General features: G+C 39.0%; 15 protein-coding genes. All 15 read right to left on the bottom strand.

Annotated features, from left to right (window positions below; all coding sequences use genetic code 11):
* Positions 1–2: 2 nt before the first annotated feature.
* The 15 genes from E7K77_RS03330 to E7K77_RS03400 all read right to left on the bottom strand — a co-directional run bounded on the left by E7K77_RS03330 (position 3) and on the right by E7K77_RS03400 (position 18,533).
* Positions 3–809 (bottom strand): MBL fold metallo-hydrolase, encoded by an 807-nt coding sequence (locus E7K77_RS03330; RefSeq protein WP_004698746.1) that lies wholly within the window; start codon positions 807–809, stop codon positions 3–5.
* 105 nt (positions 810–914) lie between these two features.
* On the bottom strand, positions 915–2,102 hold the full coding sequence (locus tag E7K77_RS03335; RefSeq protein WP_325306056.1) for a RuBisCO large subunit C-terminal-like domain-containing protein: 1,188 nt from the start codon (positions 2,100–2,102) through the stop codon (positions 915–917).
* 204 nt (positions 2,103–2,306) lie between these two features.
* Entirely contained in the window at positions 2,307–3,692 is a 1,386-nt protein-coding gene (locus E7K77_RS03340) for a nucleobase:cation symporter-2 family protein (protein WP_021148373.1), read from the bottom strand.
* Positions 3,693–3,837: 145 nt separating this feature from the next.
* Complete coding sequence (gene xdh, locus E7K77_RS03345; protein WP_278605011.1) at positions 3,838–6,387, bottom strand: selenium-dependent xanthine dehydrogenase; 2,550 nt, start codon at positions 6,385–6,387, stop codon at positions 3,838–3,840.
* Positions 6,388–6,404: 17 nt separating this feature from the next.
* Positions 6,405–7,754, bottom strand: a complete 1,350-nt coding sequence (gene hydA / locus E7K77_RS03350; protein ID WP_325306057.1) for a dihydropyrimidinase — start codon at positions 7,752–7,754, stop codon at positions 6,405–6,407.
* Positions 7,751–9,442, bottom strand: coding sequence for a glutamate synthase (locus E7K77_RS03355; protein ID WP_021148376.1), 1,692 nt, complete (start codon positions 9,440–9,442; stop codon positions 7,751–7,753). Before E7K77_RS03355 ends, hydA begins: the two co-directional genes overlap by 4 nt.
* A 28-nt stretch (positions 9,443–9,470) precedes the next feature.
* Entirely contained in the window at positions 9,471–10,799 is a 1,329-nt protein-coding gene (ssnA, locus tag E7K77_RS03360; protein WP_195394640.1) for a putative aminohydrolase SsnA, read from the bottom strand.
* 54 nt (positions 10,800–10,853) lie between these two features.
* The gene (gene arcC / locus E7K77_RS03365; protein ID WP_101928837.1) at positions 10,854–11,789 is read right to left on the bottom strand and encodes a carbamate kinase; all 936 of its coding nucleotides are present in this window, start codon (positions 11,787–11,789) and stop codon (positions 10,854–10,856) included.
* Between the two features lie 68 nt (positions 11,790–11,857).
* Complete coding sequence (gene ygeW, locus E7K77_RS03370) at positions 11,858–13,051, bottom strand: knotted carbamoyltransferase YgeW (protein WP_004696537.1); 1,194 nt, start codon at positions 13,049–13,051, stop codon at positions 11,858–11,860.
* Between the two features lie 152 nt (positions 13,052–13,203).
* On the bottom strand, positions 13,204–14,514 hold the full coding sequence (locus tag E7K77_RS03375) for a YgeY family selenium metabolism-linked hydrolase (protein ID WP_004698551.1): 1,311 nt from the start codon (positions 14,512–14,514) through the stop codon (positions 13,204–13,206).
* A 12-nt stretch (positions 14,515–14,526) separates the two neighbouring features.
* Positions 14,527–15,738, bottom strand: a complete 1,212-nt coding sequence (gene dpaL, locus E7K77_RS03380; protein ID WP_278617781.1) for a diaminopropionate ammonia-lyase — start codon at positions 15,736–15,738, stop codon at positions 14,527–14,529.
* A gap of 9 nt (positions 15,739–15,747) precedes the next feature.
* On the bottom strand, positions 15,748–16,380 hold the full coding sequence (locus tag E7K77_RS03385) for a helix-turn-helix transcriptional regulator (protein WP_004696542.1): 633 nt from the start codon (positions 16,378–16,380) through the stop codon (positions 15,748–15,750).
* A gap of 398 nt (positions 16,381–16,778) precedes the next feature.
* Positions 16,779–17,198, bottom strand: a complete 420-nt coding sequence (locus tag E7K77_RS03390; protein ID WP_004696544.1) for a flavodoxin — start codon at positions 17,196–17,198, stop codon at positions 16,779–16,781.
* A 10-nt stretch (positions 17,199–17,208) separates the two neighbouring features.
* On the bottom strand, positions 17,209–17,796 hold the full coding sequence (locus E7K77_RS03395; RefSeq protein ID WP_008714331.1) for a DUF3793 family protein: 588 nt from the start codon (positions 17,794–17,796) through the stop codon (positions 17,209–17,211).
* Between the two features lie 104 nt (positions 17,797–17,900).
* Entirely contained in the window at positions 17,901–18,533 is a 633-nt protein-coding gene (locus tag E7K77_RS03400; protein WP_195394636.1) for a hypothetical protein, read from the bottom strand.
* Positions 18,534–18,621 lie beyond the last annotated feature (88 nt).

Genomic DNA, 18,621 nt, shown 5'->3' on the forward strand with positions numbered 1-18,621 from the left:
TTTTACCTCTTCACAGATTGGATGGACACGATTTCATTAGGTTGACCATGTTGCAGCTTCATTTCAGGTCCAATACGAACACCACCATCCACAAGCATTTTACCAATGGTTTGAGTAACAAGGACAGCGTTATTATTATTTTCAGATCGATGAGCCAATATAACTTGCATAAAATTAGGACGCTTCATCATGAGTAGAGCTTGTGCAGCCATTTCATTACTCAAATGACCTTCATCACTAGCCACACGTTGTTTTAAAAACGGCTGATAGGGTCCGAAACGCAACATATGCGGATCATAATTTGCCTCTAGCACTAACAGCGTCGTATCATCAAGCCTGCGTAAAATATCATCTGAAATCACACCTGTATCAGTAACAACAGTTGCCTTATCGTTCCCAGCAAACACATTTATTCCAATTGGATCAGCCGCATCATGACTTACCGAAAACGGCTCTACGGTGAGACCGCCCAACGTTAAACTGCCCTTTGTAAGCTCAATCAATCGATTCTTCGGTACGATTAACTTATCTTGAATTTCACGCCATGTGCCCTGCTTCGTATACACAGGAAGATCAAATCGTTTTAGTAATTGTTGTAGTCCCGCAATATGATCACTATGTTCATGACTGACGAATATGCCCTCCACCTGAGCCATGTCTATATGCAATTCTTTTAACCCATTGACAATGCGCCGGCAACTAATGCCTACATCATGCAATATGACAGAGTTCCCTTTTTTTATTACTGTACAATTGCCCTTGCTACCACTGGCAAGGACATGGACCTCCAACGGTGATGATTCACTCATCAAAACACTCCATATACTTAATCATAAATCTATTATTTCTGTAAAAGTCAATAGCTTAGTTATTTAGTTAAACATTGTATTAACTCATTTAAATTCAAGCTATTATTACGTTCTTTCAGATAATTTAGTCAAACGCTCTACAAAGTACGACATATTAGCCTCAATATCTGGTCCTCGACGGAACATGTCACCGCCAACGAGGAACATAGTATCATTTCCGTACAGCTCAACGAGTTCATTAAGACGAGCATCTGTAACACCACCACCCGGTGCCGGGCAAGCTGCTTTCATCAAACCTAATGGCTGTTTAATGTAAGAGGAAATCCTCTTGCATTGTTCCTCTGTAAAAGTAAAGCGTCCACCATAAGATACGAAAATTGGCATATCAGCCCCAAAGATACGAGGTAATAAACCTAGTTGTAAATAGTCAGCTACTCCAGATACACCAGGGCTTACAAATCCACCAGAATAAGCTGGATGATGAATAATGGGCAATCGTAAGTTTTCATCAGTAGCTAATTTGTGTAACCAACCGAAACCAACGAGACCTGCAGCCACCATGAGAGCTGTAGCACCAGCCTCTTTGGCAAAATAAGCGCGTTCTAACACATCTGTACCATCACCTGATACGTTTGCAGCATATAAAGTATGTGTACCATGTACAGCATTCATTTCCTGTACCATAGCAGCACATCGTTTTACACGATCTTTATATTGAGAGAAGGACTGATTAGAAATACCATGATCATCCTTTATGACATCTGCACCACCACGTGTGTAAGCGCCACACATACGAGCCAATTCTACATTCGGTGTGCCCATCGGCTTTACAACGGCTTGAATCATTGGACGCGTCGGGGTTTCCACTAATCGACGAATTCCTTGTAAGCCAAATTGTGGTCCCTTAAACACATCGTAAAGTGTTGGACATAGTTCAATATCTACTACCCAAATATGTGGCTGTAACGAAGAATTACCAAAGACAACATTTAAAAATTGTGTAGCCTCTAAGGCCGTGGTATCTACGTGATATGAAATACGAGCCAAATAGTAACGAGAGGTGTCAATTACAGCATTTGGCATCACACCTACATTGATATAAGGAGAGTCTTCTACTATAGGTTCAAGAGATTCTAGTCGACCAGTAATAGTTTCTTTAATGTATGGATCCGTTACAAACTCATAAGGAAATTCTATAGTTTGCTCCACTTGAACAGCCCAAGCAATTGATTTTGCTTCTTCATATGTACTCGCTTCTATTCTATATGTAACTATAAATCGCTCGTCTTTCATAATGCGTCTCCTTTGCAATAATATTATTTAATTATATACCAAAGTAGTATACGATTCCATAAAAAAAGACCTCACTCCAAATCAGAGTGAGATCTTTTTAACAAACGAAACCATATATATTGATGTTTTACCTATACTAACAAGGTTTCTACTGTGAGAGACAATACATATAATCGCATGAGAGTAAACTCGTCTAACTATATCTTATTGGTAGAAATGTTTAGGATAACCTTTGAATCGTGTGAAGTGGCGATATTTACGAGTCGCACGATTAGGTTCGTTAACAGTTTTATAACCAAAACCATTAAACATTACATTTAAAATAACAGCTACTATACTACCAGCTGTGATACCAGATTTCAAAAGAATTTGAGCCCATGCTGGAAAGTGTGTATAGAATTGAGGTGCTGCAAGAGGAATCATGGATACCCCAATACTAATGGCAACTAGCATCAGGTTATAGTTACCATCGAAACTAACTTTACCAAGAGAACGAATCCCACTGGCGATAATCATGCCGAACATAGCAATCCCTGCGCCCCCTAGTACAGCATTTGGAATACAAGCTACGATAGCGGCTAATTTAGGGAAAAGGCCTAATAAAATTAAAATTACACCAGATGCTGCTACAACGAAACGACTCTTAACACGTGTTACAGCAATAAGACCTACGTTTTGAGCAAATGCTGTATACGGAAAACTATTAAGGATACCACCAATAATAGTAGACAAGCCATCCGCGCGAAGTACCGCAGCCAATTCATTTTGACCAATAGGTTTATCTACAATTTCACCTACCGCAATACTATCACCAGTTGTTTCTACCATAACTACGAGCATTACAATAATCATAGATACAATAGAAGCAAAGTCAAAGGTTGGAAGACCAAAATAGAATGGTGTTACAACAGAAATCCATTGAGAACGTCCTACCTCTGAAAAATCTGTAATACCAACAATCATAGCTAAGGCTGTACCGAGAATAAGGCCAACTAAGATTGCCAAATTACCAAGGAAACCTTTACCAAATCGATAAGTTAATATAACGAGAACAAATGTAGCTACACCAAGAGCTATGTATAGTGGATCGCCAAAGTTTTTATTGCCTACGCCACCCCCCATCCAGTTAACAGCTACTGGCATCAAGTTGATACCAATAATAGTAATGATAGTACCTGTTACTACAGGTGGGAATAGCCGAATCAAACGACTGAAAAATGGTGCCACAAGGAATGTAAAGAGACCAGCTACGATAATCGCACCGTAAATCGTATTGATATCATGCTGTTGACCAATCATAATCATAGGGCCTACAGAAGCAAATGTAACACCTTGAATAAGAGGAATACGCCCGCCAACTGATCCGAATCCTAATGTTTGAATCAATGTAGCTACACCACATGTAAATAAGTCAGCTGTAATCAAACGAATTAAATCTTCAATTGGCAAATGCATAGCTTGTGCAATAATAATTGGTACAGCTACTGCCCCAGCATACATAGCCAGAACGTGCTGTAAACCATAAGCGAATAACTGCGGGATTGGCAGCATACCATCTACATGGTCGACACCAGATGCACCTTTACTCATAAGAATCACCTCATATCTTACGTTTTAGTTACTAGTTAAACAATATAGTCATACTATCGTACATGATAGAGTTTAGAAATCTCATCGACTTCACGTGGGAACCTTGATGGCTAGGGGCAAAAGCCCCTACCATTAAGCAAATATTCTATTTTTTATAACCTGTATGTTTAATCGGCAAGGACCTACGTGGTTCTCCGTCGATACGACGATACGCATTTGCAATAGCCGGTGCAATCGGAATGCTAGAAATTTCGCCAATACCTTTAGCTCCGTATGCATATTGTTCTGGTGTCCCTTTTTCGATAAGACTTACATGAATTGGAGGACATTGGGTAGCTCTAAGAAGTCCTAGCGTACCGTATTTAGATGTTACATACCCTTCTTTATAAGGGAAGTCTTCTGTAACTGCATAACCCATTCCCATAATGGCACCACCTTCGGCCTGACCTGTACAGGATTGAGGGTTCACTACACGACCTACATCGTATGCTACATGTAAATTAGCAACCTTATTGTCTTCACCAATTGTTGCTACACATGCACCATAACCATAGGCAACGTGATTTTTTGGATGCGATTTATCAGAATTAAATGGATCTGTTTCACCGAGGAACTCTTCATAAATCTCTACGCCATTCAGTTCTTCTAATGTTTTAGAAGCTAACATTTCTTTTAAGCGAAGACTTGCTTTGCGCGTTGCTTCACCGGTAAAGAGCGTTTGACGAGATGCAGTAGTTGTACCAGAATCTGGTGTGCGTACTGTATCAGGACGTTCTACAAATACTTTATCCGCCGTTAAGCCTGTTGTTTCACAAAGTACTTGTGTTGCCATAGTAGCCATGCCTTGACCAATACAAGCAGCACCCGTACGAATACGAACTTTACCATCACGTACTTCTAAAATAACGCGACCCGTATCAGGTAGTCCTACACCAATACCACTATTTTTCAAACATACCGCAAGACCAGTACGATCAGAGGCATAATATGCATCTTTTACAGCTTCCAAACATTCTACTAAAGCGGTTTCTTTGGAACAAATTTGGCCATTTGGTAATGAGTCACCAGGGCGCACAACATTTTTATAGCGGAATTCCCAAGGATCCATGCCTACCAACGCAGCTAATTCATCAATATTTTGCTCTTGACCAAAGATAGTTTGTGTTACGCCAAACCCACGAAATGCACCACCAGGAACAGTATTTGTATAAACACATACACCATCAAAGGCAAAATTATCAAAGTGATAAGGGCCACAAGAATGGGTACCAGCACGTTGAAGTACAGGACCTCCTAAAGATGCATACGCGCCACAATTAGAAATGATATTTACCTTACTTGCTACCAGATTACCTTCTGCATCACAAGCTGTTGTAATATCCATTTCCATCGCATGACGTTTAGTATGGATATTAAGACTTTCTTGACGAGAGAATAGAACCTTAGTTGGTTTACCTGTAAGCCAAGCTACGAGAGATGCATGATGCTGTACGGTCATATCCTCTTTACCACCAAAACCGCCACCTACGAGCATGCTATGAACCTTTACAGATTCATTTGGAATGCCAAGCATACGAGCAACTTCACGCCGATCATCATAAACATTTTGGCTACCTGAATGCAGATGAATTTCGTCTCCCTCACGATATGCAACGGCACATTCTGGTTCCATAAATGCATGGTCGGTTTGAGGCGTAGAATAATGATTTGTTACTACAAAAGCAGCCTCTGCAATAGCCTTATCTACATCGCCACGAGATAACGTTTGACGAGACAATACATTTCCCTCTGGATGTAATTGAGGAGCATCTGGTTTTAGCGCTTCCAATGGATCTAGTATGGGTTCTAATTCAGTATAATCAACTTCAACTAAAGCCAATACTTCATCTAGATACTTCTTCTCAGTAGTTGCTACCAATGCAATTGCATCGCCTACATAACGTGTAATATCACCTTCGGCGATAAGTACATCCCAATCCGGTACTAAATGACCAGTCTTATTGAATGGTACATCCTTAGCGGTCAATGCCGTTACACACGCTGGATGTTCAAGAGCTTTAGATACATCAACACGATCAACTCTAGCTCGTGGGTATTTAGAACGCAATGCTTTGGCATAAATCATGCCATCCATATAGATATCATCAGCATATTGTCCAGTACCTAATGCTTTTTCCTCAGCATCTACACGGTGTAAACGAGCGCCTACATTACCATTTGTATCCTTTTCTGGAACTGGTAAATTCTCACGGAACATTTTTGCAGCTAACATAATGCCCTCTTCAATTTTTACATAGCCTGTACAACGGCAAATATTACCTAATATCGCCTTTTTAACATCGTCAGGTGTAGGGTCATTATTTTCGTCAATCAATACTTTTGCACTAATAATCATACCTGGTATACAGAAACCACACTGCACCGCTCCGCATTCACCAAAAGCATAGGTGTATACTGCTTTTTCTCGTTCAGATAAACCTTCAATCGTGACAATTGATTTACCATCTAATTGAGATAGTTTGCTTACACAAGCCTTTGCTTTTTTTCCGTCTATAATTACTGTACACGTACCACATGCACCAGCACTACAACCTTCTTTAGTGCCCGTCAGCTTTAAATCAGCTCGCAAGAAATCAATTAAACGTTGATCCTCTTGAACCTCATATTGGGTGCCATTCACTTGAAAGCGGTACATATATAGCCCTCCTCTCATTAAGGAATACATTCACCAAGATATGATTCTGTTAAGGATCCATCTTGTACCACATGGTGACCTCTAAAGATAACATCTCGAACCTTGCCAGTTACAGATATTCCTTCGTAAGGTATATAGTCAGCCTTTGTATGGGCGGACTCTTTTGAAAGCACATGTTCTATATGCTTATCTACAATTGTTATATCCCCATCACTACCTACAGCTAATGTGCCCTTCTTGGGATACATGCCATATAACTTTGCTGGGTTTTCACTAACTAATTTCATAAAATCTACAGCGCTCATATTGCATTGGTTAACCAACACATCATAAGCAATGATACCCCGTTCTTCGGCTCCAGGAATACCTCCAGGAATTCGGGTAAAGTCATACCGACTCTTTAATTTTTGATCATTAAAGGTAAAGCTACAATGGTCGGAACCAATGGTTTGGAATACACCATTTACTAGTGCATCCTTCAATGCCATTTGATCTTGTATCGTTCTAAGTGGAGGACTCATCACATATTTAACCCCTTCAAAATCAGGTAATTTATATCGTGATTCATCAAGCACCAAATACTGTGGACATGTTTCACAAGTCACTTGATGTCCTAATGCCCGCTCACGTAGAACTTCATCTACGCCTTCTTTAGAACTTACATGCACAATATGCACGGGATACTCTAATGCAGCACCAATTGTACTAAATCGCTTAATCGCTTCCGATTCAATCATGGCCGGTCTTGTGAGTGGATGATTGTCTACATCTAATTCACCACGTTTACGTTTATCTGCTACAAAGGCATCGATAAGATCACCGTTTTCACAGTGAGCCCCTACAAGCGCACCCGTTGGTTTTATAGCTTCAATAGCATCATAAATTTCTCGATCTGTTAAACGGAAGCCATACGCTAAGTACACTTTAAAGGACGATACACCAGCTTCTACAACCTTTGGTATTTCATGAGATACCTCTTCATTCATTTCTACAAGCTCCATATGGAATTTGTAGTCACAGGAGCAATGCCCCAAGGCACGCTCCTTATGAACTTCTAACCCTTTACAAAGGGATCCATCCTCAGGAGAAGCAAAGTTGATGATTGAAGTAGTGCCGCCAAGAATAGCAGCCTTTGTACCACTATCAAAATCATCTGCAGTAGACGCCAAGGCATTTGTCATTTGAAAGTGTGTATGAGGATCAATAAATCCAGGGAACACATAGCAACCTTTTGCATTAAGAACTTTAGCCCCTTCTGGAACAGAAAGGTATTCATCAATGGCGACAATTTTGTCGCCATCAATTAATATATCTCCGGTAAGGATTCTGTCAGTTAAGACCAATTCCCCTTGTTGTATGATAATCATGATACATAGTACACATGCTCTTTACAGAAGGCATGTACAACTCCTTTCAATTCTTCAGGTAATGCATCAATGTCACATACGGCTTCTTCACCTTTAAAGCGATAACCACAGCTAGTGCCTTTGATGTAGAAACCATCATTTGTACTATCTGCTAAAGCTTCAGCATTGTGGAAGAATGTAATACGATCCTTGTATGGTTGACAAGGTTCTACGCAATGACACGCACAGTTACCACATTCATTACAGCTTTGATCAACATGGATGATCAATTTAGCATCATTTACAGTAACGACTTCATTACATCTATTAGGACATACGCGAACACAAGCACCACACACTACGCGACAGTGGTAGTCAGAGCTATGTGTACCAGGGAAGGATGGCATTGCTTCGCGTTTTTTCTTCATAGCATCGCTCTTCTTGAAAATTTTGTTCTCAGCGATGTCTTTAGCGAGTTTAGCTATAAGTTCTTTATGAACTTTTAAAGCAGCATTGTAATCAGTAGATTCCACTTCGTCTGCTAAGCCTTTGAAAGTATTGTAACCTTCACCTTGTAGAAGAATTGTACATACTGTTACAGGCCAAATACCACAATCAAAGATAGCTTTGATATTTTGTTTTACAGCACCACCACTATAAGACATAGGTAAACGTTCGCCGAATTGAGCACTTAGGAGCTCAGCCACACCAATTGTTACAGGTAACAAGGATTTACCAGACATATACATTTGCTCGCCTGGCAATTCATTGTTGTGAATTTGTACAGGGAATGTATTTGTCAATTTAACACCGAAAATCTTATTGTGTTTTTCACCAAGAGCGATAAGACGCTCTAACATCGGAACAGCTTTATCGAATTGAAGGTCAACTTCAAACTGATGATCTTCAAAGTCAATGTATTCAAAGCCAGCGTTATCCAATAATTCTCTAATGCGTTTTGGACCTAACAATGTAGGATTACATTTCAAGTATAAATGAAGTCCCTTTTCACTGATAAGATAAGAACAAATGGATTCGATTTCTTCTGCTGGGCAACCGTGCATTGTGGACAATGTAATTGCTTGGCAAAGTTCATCACTGATAGAGTTGATATAATCAGCATCGATATGTTCAAACTCATCTACATGGTCAAGACACCATTGTTTACATGTATCCCACATAGGGGATTGAGATGCATTTCGCATGGTGTTGATGAATTTATCAACCATAGGGCTCTTGATACCAGCCAAGTTGTAGCCAACACTCATGATGAATAAAAAGCCATCTGGATTGCCTAAACCTAATTCTTTAGAGATTAATTTCAATGCGAACCAAGCTTTGATATATTCATCAGCAGCTTCATCACAGCTATATTCAGAAGACCACTCTACGTTATAGGCTTCGTCTACAGAGTAGATACAAGGTCTAGGAATACCTAATTCTTCACCGTACATGATTTGTACGGTTTTTAATTCGATGCAACGAGCACCAGCTACATAGGATGCCACAATGTTTTGTGCCAACTGTGTATTAGGGCCAGCTGCTGGGCCTACAGGATTTTCAATGGATTTACCAAAGATAGATAAGCGTTGATCATGATTCGTACGATGAATTTTATTTACATTGTAAATACGATTGTACATCTTGTACTCAGTCATAATGTGGTTCATCAAATTTCCGAAACTTACCGGATACATAATGTCACTCATAATGTCACACTCCTTTAAAGCGTTTGCGTTATGGGTTTAGTCGTTTCCATAAACCTTTAGATGTTGCTAAAACTTCGTCCATTACTTCAGCTTTATCAATGCCTTGTAATTTACGATCAATCATGCGTGGTACACCATCACTAATAGTTGTTACCACATACATACCATTAGTACCGAATAGTAAGTGACCATTGATGTTGTTTTCATCAAGTGGTGTTGGTGCTGCGTAATCAAGAACAATTACGTCAGCTGCGGCACCTTTTTTAAGGATGCCTACCGTAGTATCGAAGAATTCATTAGCCATTTTGCGATTGTTTTCAAATAGCATATGAGGTACTTCGCCCCAGCCTACATATGGTTTATGTTGCTCATGTTTCACGAGACAATTCGCTACTTTATAAGATTCGAGCATATCATTTGTATAACCATCTGTGCCAAGCCCAACAGTGATCCCTGCATCTAATAGTTTTAAGATATCTGTCGTGCCTACTGCATTACCCATATTACTTTCTGGGTTATGTACGACCTTAGCTTGAGAGTTTTTCAATAATGCCACATCTTCGTCAGTTACGTGTACACAGTGACCAGCGATGCTCTTAGGGCCTAAAATACCTGCCTCTACGAGGCGTCTAACAGGTGTCATGCCATATTTTTCTTTACTATCTGCCACATCTTCTGGGCCTTCAGCAACATGAACGTGATATCCTAACTTGTCTTCATTTTGTGCTTTCACATAATCTAATGTTTCAGGACTTAGAGTAAAGGATGCATGTAAGCCCATCATAGCAGCGAGTCTAGATGGATCTTTTTTAGCCTCTTTACCAAAACGTACATTTTCTGCAACAGCGGCTTTCATCTGATCAACACCGTTACGGTCAGACACTTCGTAGCACAAGCAAGAGCGAACACCAAACTGTTTAGCTACATCTGCAATGATGGATAAGCTGTTAGGCACTTCACCATAACTTGCGTGATGGTCAAAAATAGTAGTTACACCATTTTCGATACAGCCTAAATACGTAAGTAATGCACTTGCTTTTACATCAGGAGCGGTCAATTTATTATCTAAGTAGAACCAAAGTCCTTCCAAGATTTCACCGAAGTTAGTCGGTGCCGGACCTGGCAATGATAAACCTCGTGCAAGAGCGGAATAAATATGGTGATGTGCATTAATGAAACCTGGCATAATTAGGCCACCATGAGCATCAATGATTTCTGCATTTACATACGTTTTACATAATTCATCATATATACCAATATCAACAATTTGAGTCCCGTCGATAGCAATAGCACCATCATAAATGATAGGTCTATCAGCGTCGCGAGTAATAACAGTACCTTTTCCTAATATAATCATGTGGGCACCTCCTCAACGATTCGTTGAAATGCATACTTATAAACTTATATATTATTATAATACGATACGTGTGCCTGTTTTTCCTGCTATACCATCTTTAGATTTCTCTAATAATGTGACAATTGAAACACGGCCTTTTTTGGATTCTGCAAATGCTATAGCGGCTTCTACCTTTGGTTTCATCGAGCCTTCTGCAAACTCACCAGCTGATACAAATTCTTTAGCTTGTGTAACGGTTATTTCATCAAGCCATTTTTCATTTTCTTTACCAAAGTTAATGGCAACCTTTTCAACAGCTGTTAAAATAACGAGAACATCAGCATCAATTTCTTGGGCCAATAAACTACTAGTCCAATCTTTATCAATAACAGCAGCTGCACCATGAAGTTCATTACCTTCTTTAGTTACTGGGATACCTCCCCCGCCACAAGCAACAATTAATTGTTTACCTACTAAACCTTTAATTGCTTCTAGTTCAATAATTTCTTTTGGTGCTGGAGATGCCACCACACGACGATAACCACGCCCCGCATCTTCTTTTACCACATAATCGTAATTCTTTTCTGCGTATTCAGCTTCTTCCTGAGTCATAAAGTGACCAATTGGTTTTGTAGGATTTTGAAAAGCTGGGTCATTTTGATCAACAAGTACTTGTGTAACCATGGTCATTGTTGGCAAATCTTTAATACCACGATTTAAGAGCTCTTCGTGAAGAGCATTTTGTAAGTCATAACCAATATAAGCTTGGCTCATTGCTACACATACAGATAATGGAGTGTTTGGTTGACCTTCTACTTCACGAGTCAATGCAGCCATCGCATTGTTGATCATACCAATTTGAGGTCCATTACCATGTGTTACCACTACGTCACAATCAGCTTCTACTAAATCAATGATTGTTTTAGCTGTACTTTTTACTGCAATTTTCTGTTCTGGTAAGGAATTGCCTAATGCATTCCCCCCTAGTGCTACTACAACTCTCTTTTTCATGTTATGCCTCATAACAAACTATTAAGAATAAAAGGAGCCATCAATACGGATGGCCCCTAAACTTTACTTTACGGTTGAACTCGTTCGGTTCCCTTCCGTTCTAATTCTTTTAAGGTTTCTACAGGATTTTTAAATTTGCTAAGGAAAATCATAGCTGCAATAACATATGGTTTGTAGCTTGCTTCCTTATAAAGAGGTATGCGGTAGCGATCAAATACTGTTGCATCTACTTCGCCTTCTTCACAACTTACACCTGTAATATCTGCTGGTAAGCAATGTAAGTAAAGAGCTTTGCCGTCCTTTGTGAGACTCATCATCTCTTCCGTACATGCCCAATCTTTATGTTTACCATTTTCTTCAAGAAGAACTTTTTCTAATGCTTTAATACCTTCATGATCATTTTCACCATACAGTTTTGTACGTTTTTCCATTGCACCGAATGGAGCCCAGCTCTTAGGATATACGATGTCTGCATCTTTGAAAGCATCCTTCATGTCGTTAGTTCTACGGAATGAACCGCCGCTAGCTTCAGCTTGTTTCTTAGCGATTTCTTCAACTTCCGGCATTACTTCATACCCTTCTGGATGTGCTAATACAACTTCCATACCTAAACGAGTGAATAAACCAATAGCACCTTGAGGTACGGATAAAGGTTTACCATAGGATGGAGAATACGCCCACGTCATAGCAATCTTTTTACCTTTAAGGTTTTCTACACCGCCAAATTCTTTGATGATATGAGCTGTATCAGCCATGATTTGCGTAGGATGGTCGATATCACATTGGAGGTTTACAAGCGTTGGGCGTTGCTCTAGTACACCATCTTCATGACCTTCTTTAACTGCATCAGATACTTGATGCATATAAGCATTCCCTTTACCGATATACATATCATCACGAATACCGATAACATCTGCCATAAAGGAAATCATATTAGCTGTTTCACGAACTGTTTCACCATGAGCAATTTGAGATTTACCTTCGTCTAAATCTTGAACTTCAAGACCTAGCAAATTACAAGCGGAAGCAAAGGAGAAGCGAGTTCTTGTAGAGTTATCACGGAATAAAGAAATGCCAAGGCCACTGTCAAATACTTTAGTAGAAATATTGCGTTCTCTAAGAGCACGTAATGCATCAGCTACGGCCCAAACACCTTGCAATTCATCATCAGATTTTTCCCAAGTTAAGAAGAAATCTTCGCCGTACATTTTACTAACGTCTAATTTTTGTAAAGTTTCAATACTTTTATTGAAGTCTGTCATCTGTAAGTCCTCTCTTTCAATTCCCTAAAGGGCTACTTAGGATCTAACTTTATACGATGCCTCATCAAATGTTGAGGTACCATATGAAATTCTTAATATCAACTATTTTCAGTTATTTTCGTTAAAATAAATCTAATTCAACGTATGTGATATTAGTCTTTGCAGTATACGGATGGTAATAATGCATATACAGCAGCACATGTTACAAGATCTTGTTTCCATGTAATTTCGTTAGGAGCATGTGCTTGTGCTTCTGCACCAGGACCGAAGCCAATACAAGGGATGCCATTACGACCCATGATAGATACACCATTTGTGGAGAATGTCCATTTATCAGTTAATGGGCGAGCTTTACGCATTTCAACTGTATCTTCTGCACCAATACGTTCGTTGCCATATAAGCTAGTGTATGCTTCTTCCAAAGCTTCTGTTACTTTATGATCTTTAGGAATTACCCAAGTTGGGAAGTAACATTCGATTGGATATGTCAAACCAGTCCAAGATGGACGAGCGTATTCGTACATGGATACTTTTGCACCATATTCTTTAACATGTGGTAATTCTTCGATTTCTGCCAAGCAACTTTGCCAAGTTTCACCAGCAGTCATACGACGGTCCAAGGAAATAGCGCAGGAGTCAGCTACTGCACAACGGCTTGGAGAAGTATAGAAAATTTGGGAAGTAGTTACTGTACCGCGACCTAAGAAGCGAGCTTCTTCATAGTGGTCAGGGTTGAATTTTGGATCAAGCATTTTAACAAGGCCCTTAATTTTTGTGCTTTCATCAGCAGAGTTAGCATTCAATTCACGGATGTCTTGAAGTATATCTGCCATTTTATAAATTGCGTTATCACCGCGTTCAGGAGCAGAACCATGGCAAGATACGCCTTGTACATCTACACGAATTTCCATGCGACCACGTTGCCCACGATAGATACCGCCATCGGTTGGTTCTGTAGATACTACAAATTCAGGACGGATATTGCGTTCCTTAATCATGTATTCCCAGCAAAGGCCATCGCAGTCCTCTTCTTGTACGGTGCCTACAACAAGTACACGATATTTATCACTTAGAAGTCCTAAATCTTTCATAATCTTAGCGCCGTATACAGCGGATACGATACCACCCAATTGGTCAGATACGCCACGGCCACCAATTTTAGTTTCGTCTTCGAAACCATCATATGGATCAAAATCCCAATTGTCACGATTGCCAATACCAACTGTATCAATATGTCCATCAAAGGCAATGAGGGTTTTCCCTGTACCCATATATCCAAGAATATTCCCCATAGGATCTACTTCAACTTCATCAAATCCTAGGTCTTTCATCTCTTGTTCTATACGTTTTACATGATCTTTTTCTTCAGCACTTTCACCTGGGAATGCTACGATCTCACGTAAAAATTTTGTCATCGCTGGGCCATAAGTTGCCGCTGCTTGTTTAATTGCTTGTAAATCCATAATTAATGCCTCCTAACGATCTTCACCATACCACATAATATTTTTATATCTTTCAGGATCCGTATCACCTTCAGTGGAGAAACAGAGTACCTTTGAAGACGCATCTAGTTCTAACTCTTTCCGTAAATCTTCATATTCCGGCATCGTCATAAGTGCCATTACAAGGCCTAATGGAACTGCACCAGACTCACCAGTAGTAATTGGAGTATCACCTTTAATTGGTGCACCACCAACGCGCATGCCTAAACGTGCCACCCAGTCAGGCGCAGAAACGAATACATCTGCATGATTTCTCAAAATATCCCAAGAAACTGTGTTCGGTTCACCACAAGCTAAGCCTGCCATGATTGTTTCTAAATCACCCTCTACGATACGAGGTTTACCATCATCAGCTACAGCACCTTTGTATAAACAAGCTGCAGCTGCCGCTTCTACAACAATTAATTTAGGTTTTTTAGCCACATTGCTGTATAGATTAGTGAAGTAACCCACTACAGAACCGGCAAGGGAACCTACACCAGCTTGTACAAATACATGAGTAGGAACTTTACAATTATCAGCTTCTAATTGATTGGCTGTTTCCATAGCCATTGTGCCATAGCCTTGCATAATCCAGTTTGGAATTTCTTCATAACCTTCCCAGGCAGTATCTTGAACTACAACACCATTAGGAACTTCTTTAGACTTTTTAGTTGCTAAGCGTACACACTCATCGTAGTTGAAGTCTTCGATTGTTACAGTAGCGCCTTCGTTTTCGATTTGTTTTCTACGATATTCTGTAGAGCCCTTTGGCATAAATACTACAGATTTTTGACCTAATTTATTGGCTGCCCATGCTACACCTCGACCGTGGTTACCATCAGTGGCAGTAAAGAATGTAGCTTGACCAAACTCTTCTTTTAATTTTGCTGATGTTAATACATCATATGGTACATCCTCAACAGCTTTACCAGTTTGTTGCGCCACATATTTTGCCATCGCATAGGAGCCGCCTAATACCTTAAATGCATTAAGGCCAAATCGGTAGGATTCATCTTTTACAAAGAGTGCATCAACACCGATATAAGACGCTAAATTCTTAAGCGATACAAGTGGAGTAACGCTATATTGTGGAAAACTTTCATGAAACGCTTTAGCTTTCTTAACCTCTCTAACATCCATAACGGACAAAAACTTGTCACTTGATGGTACCATTGTATTACGTTTCCACTGAATTCGTTCCATATTTGCCTCCTAGGATTCTTCCTTTACAGTATTTAAATCACTATAAAGAGTAAACTTAGAAATATTAAAATACTCTGCTATCTTCTCAGAAGACTTCGAGATAAGAAAAGCCCCTTTTTCGTTTAAATAGGAAATAGCTTTTAAGCGTTCCACCTTATTCATCAATGGTCCTGGTTTACCAACTAAACGTTCTACGTCTAGTAATAAATCATCTAATAGTTCCGATACACTCGTCGTAATTTTTTCAACAGATCCTGCATCTTCCTGACCTGTATTGACCAAACTATCCAAAAGTCGATGCATCATAACAAACTCTGTTATATCTTGGTTAATCCCCAACAAGTATGCTATACGACCTGTATCATCACGAATATACATGGTAGAAGATTTTAATATTCGACCATCTTTAGTCTTTGTGAGATAACCAAATCTGCCCTCGCTACCATCGTCATGACTCAGCACATCTAAAACCACATGCGATGGGCCATCACCAACATGTCTATTAGTTATAGTTCCATTCTCAATATATACAAGAGAAGAATTAATATCCCCTTGTAAATCATGAATCAATACTTCACAGGATGGTCCAAATTGTACCGCTAATCCATGGGCTATGACTTTTATTCGCTCTAATGTACTCATTGAAATAACCCCTCTTTCAATGTCATAGATTAACCTTTCCCGTTTAAATTACGCTAGCCCGGTTAATAGCTAATATAAAATTAACCCTAACTATTTTTGTATCAACCTAAATTTTTGTTAGGTTCTTTAACTAAATTATAGGACTATGTGTACAAAAACGCAATATAATTATGTATTAAAGTTATTTATAATTATGCGCTTATATACACAAATAGAGATAAAGATAAATAAACATTATGATTTTCATCACATTTACTTATCGATATCAAAATTTTTAATGACCTTTGCTCCATCATATCAATCATAAGTACATACAAAAAAGGCTGTAATAACGAATTATCGTCATTACAACCTTTTATTATTAACTATTAGTATTTATGTTAGTAATTAAAATCAAATTAAGCGTTTGCTAATGTTTTACCTAATTCTTGGCATTGTGCATTACCATCATCATCAGGTTCGCCCAAGATTGCTACGCCATCAGCCACTAATTCGCCACCAGCATCTTTAATTCGAGTGCCCCAGTCTTCCAACCAAGTACCACCCCAACCATAGGAGCCAAAGATCGCTATTTTTTTACCACTCAACTTGCCTTCTAGTTCAGTGTAGAATGGTTCAAATTCGCCTTCTTCTAATTGTTCTGCACCCATATCAGCACAGCCAAGAGCTAATTTTTCATAAGCGGCTGCTTCATCAACAGATACTTCAGAAACGGATTTTACTTCAACTTCTTGACCTGCAGCTTTAATACCTTCAGCTACTTCATAAGCCATGCGTTCTGTATTGCCTGTACCGGACCAAAAAATTACACCAATCATCTTGTACCTCCTAGGCCGTTCTTGCGACCAATGAACTAAATGTTTTTCCCAACATCAATTGAGTTTGACAAAATTCACGACATGCTTTGTAACACAAGAAAGAGCGTTGTGCATTTACCACATCATGGTAAACCTTCCACTCTCCGCACATTCGGTATCCCCCACCACGATAGGAAATAAAACATTTCACATCCTTTAATGGGTAACCTAGAAAAATGCCGATTTCATGTGGAAACTCAATGCTTACTTCCATACGATATCTAAGATGTTCGAGCATCTCCATAATGCTCATTCGATCATGATAACCGTAGGCTTTCAAAAATAACATCACCGCAGGTTGCCGTACATAGTCTCTTAATTGCTTCTCACGGAATACCAATAATAGTCTTCGCGCTTTACAACGACATAATTCAAAGAAGAACAATCCTTTTTCATTGAACGCTTTATTATACTCTATCAATACAAATTGGATTTGTTCATTCATGTCCCGTGGAATAGAAACCAAGTTCGATAGCTTAATACCTCGAATTGCCGGTGCACAATGATATCCAATGATATGGTCAATTGAATTCATCATAATAGTACCTGCCTGTTGCACATCGTTAGAATTTCCTCTAATGAGAATAATTCCTATAGGCTCATAGTACTCTTGATGAGAAAAATTGTCAAGAATAATTGATATATATTTTCAATAATTATTTATTATTTGGTATGTAATAAACCTTTAACTTTAGGGAATACAACACTATCATTAGCTTCGTCAACAGCAATTAAATGAGCATTTGGTCCTGTATATTTATCTTCAGAAATACTAATATGTAATATCTCATTATAAGAATTATTATTAGCTATACTTTTATATTTCAATGTGCCTTTATAGGCATTGCCTTGTTTTACTAATGGGTTTATTACCGTGAAAGTACCAAGTACAGGACTATCGCCATTGTTAATAGCCGCAGCTAATACTCCAAGAGATGAAGAATCTGTATTCAAATGTTTTGTTTCACTCATGCGACCAAATAATTGTTTACCTAACACAACATTCGCATAAACAGCATATTGCATTTCATTCTCATTTTTAATGTTTAATGTATATACGTCTGCAGAAGACGCGCCCAACCCAAGAAGTACAGACTTAATATCTTTTTTACCCTCCCCAGCAAACAACGCTTTAGGATTATTTTGATACATAGTAACACCTTCAGGCAATTTAACACCTTGATATGTTATAGTTTGACTTCTATTTAAAATGGACTTTATGTTTGCTGCAGAACCCGTAGCAGGCATAGATACCAACGCAGCCGCTACCGTAGCAAGTAGTACTATTTTTTTCATTTTTCTCCTCATGAAAGCATTAATATAATAAACTAGCAATACAACATCTAGAGATTAAAGCCAAACAATGGCTTAGGCTATTCTAAAC

Source organism: Veillonella parvula (genome assembly GCF_032577575.1).
Lineage (GTDB): Bacteria > Bacillota > Negativicutes > Veillonellales > Veillonellaceae > Veillonella.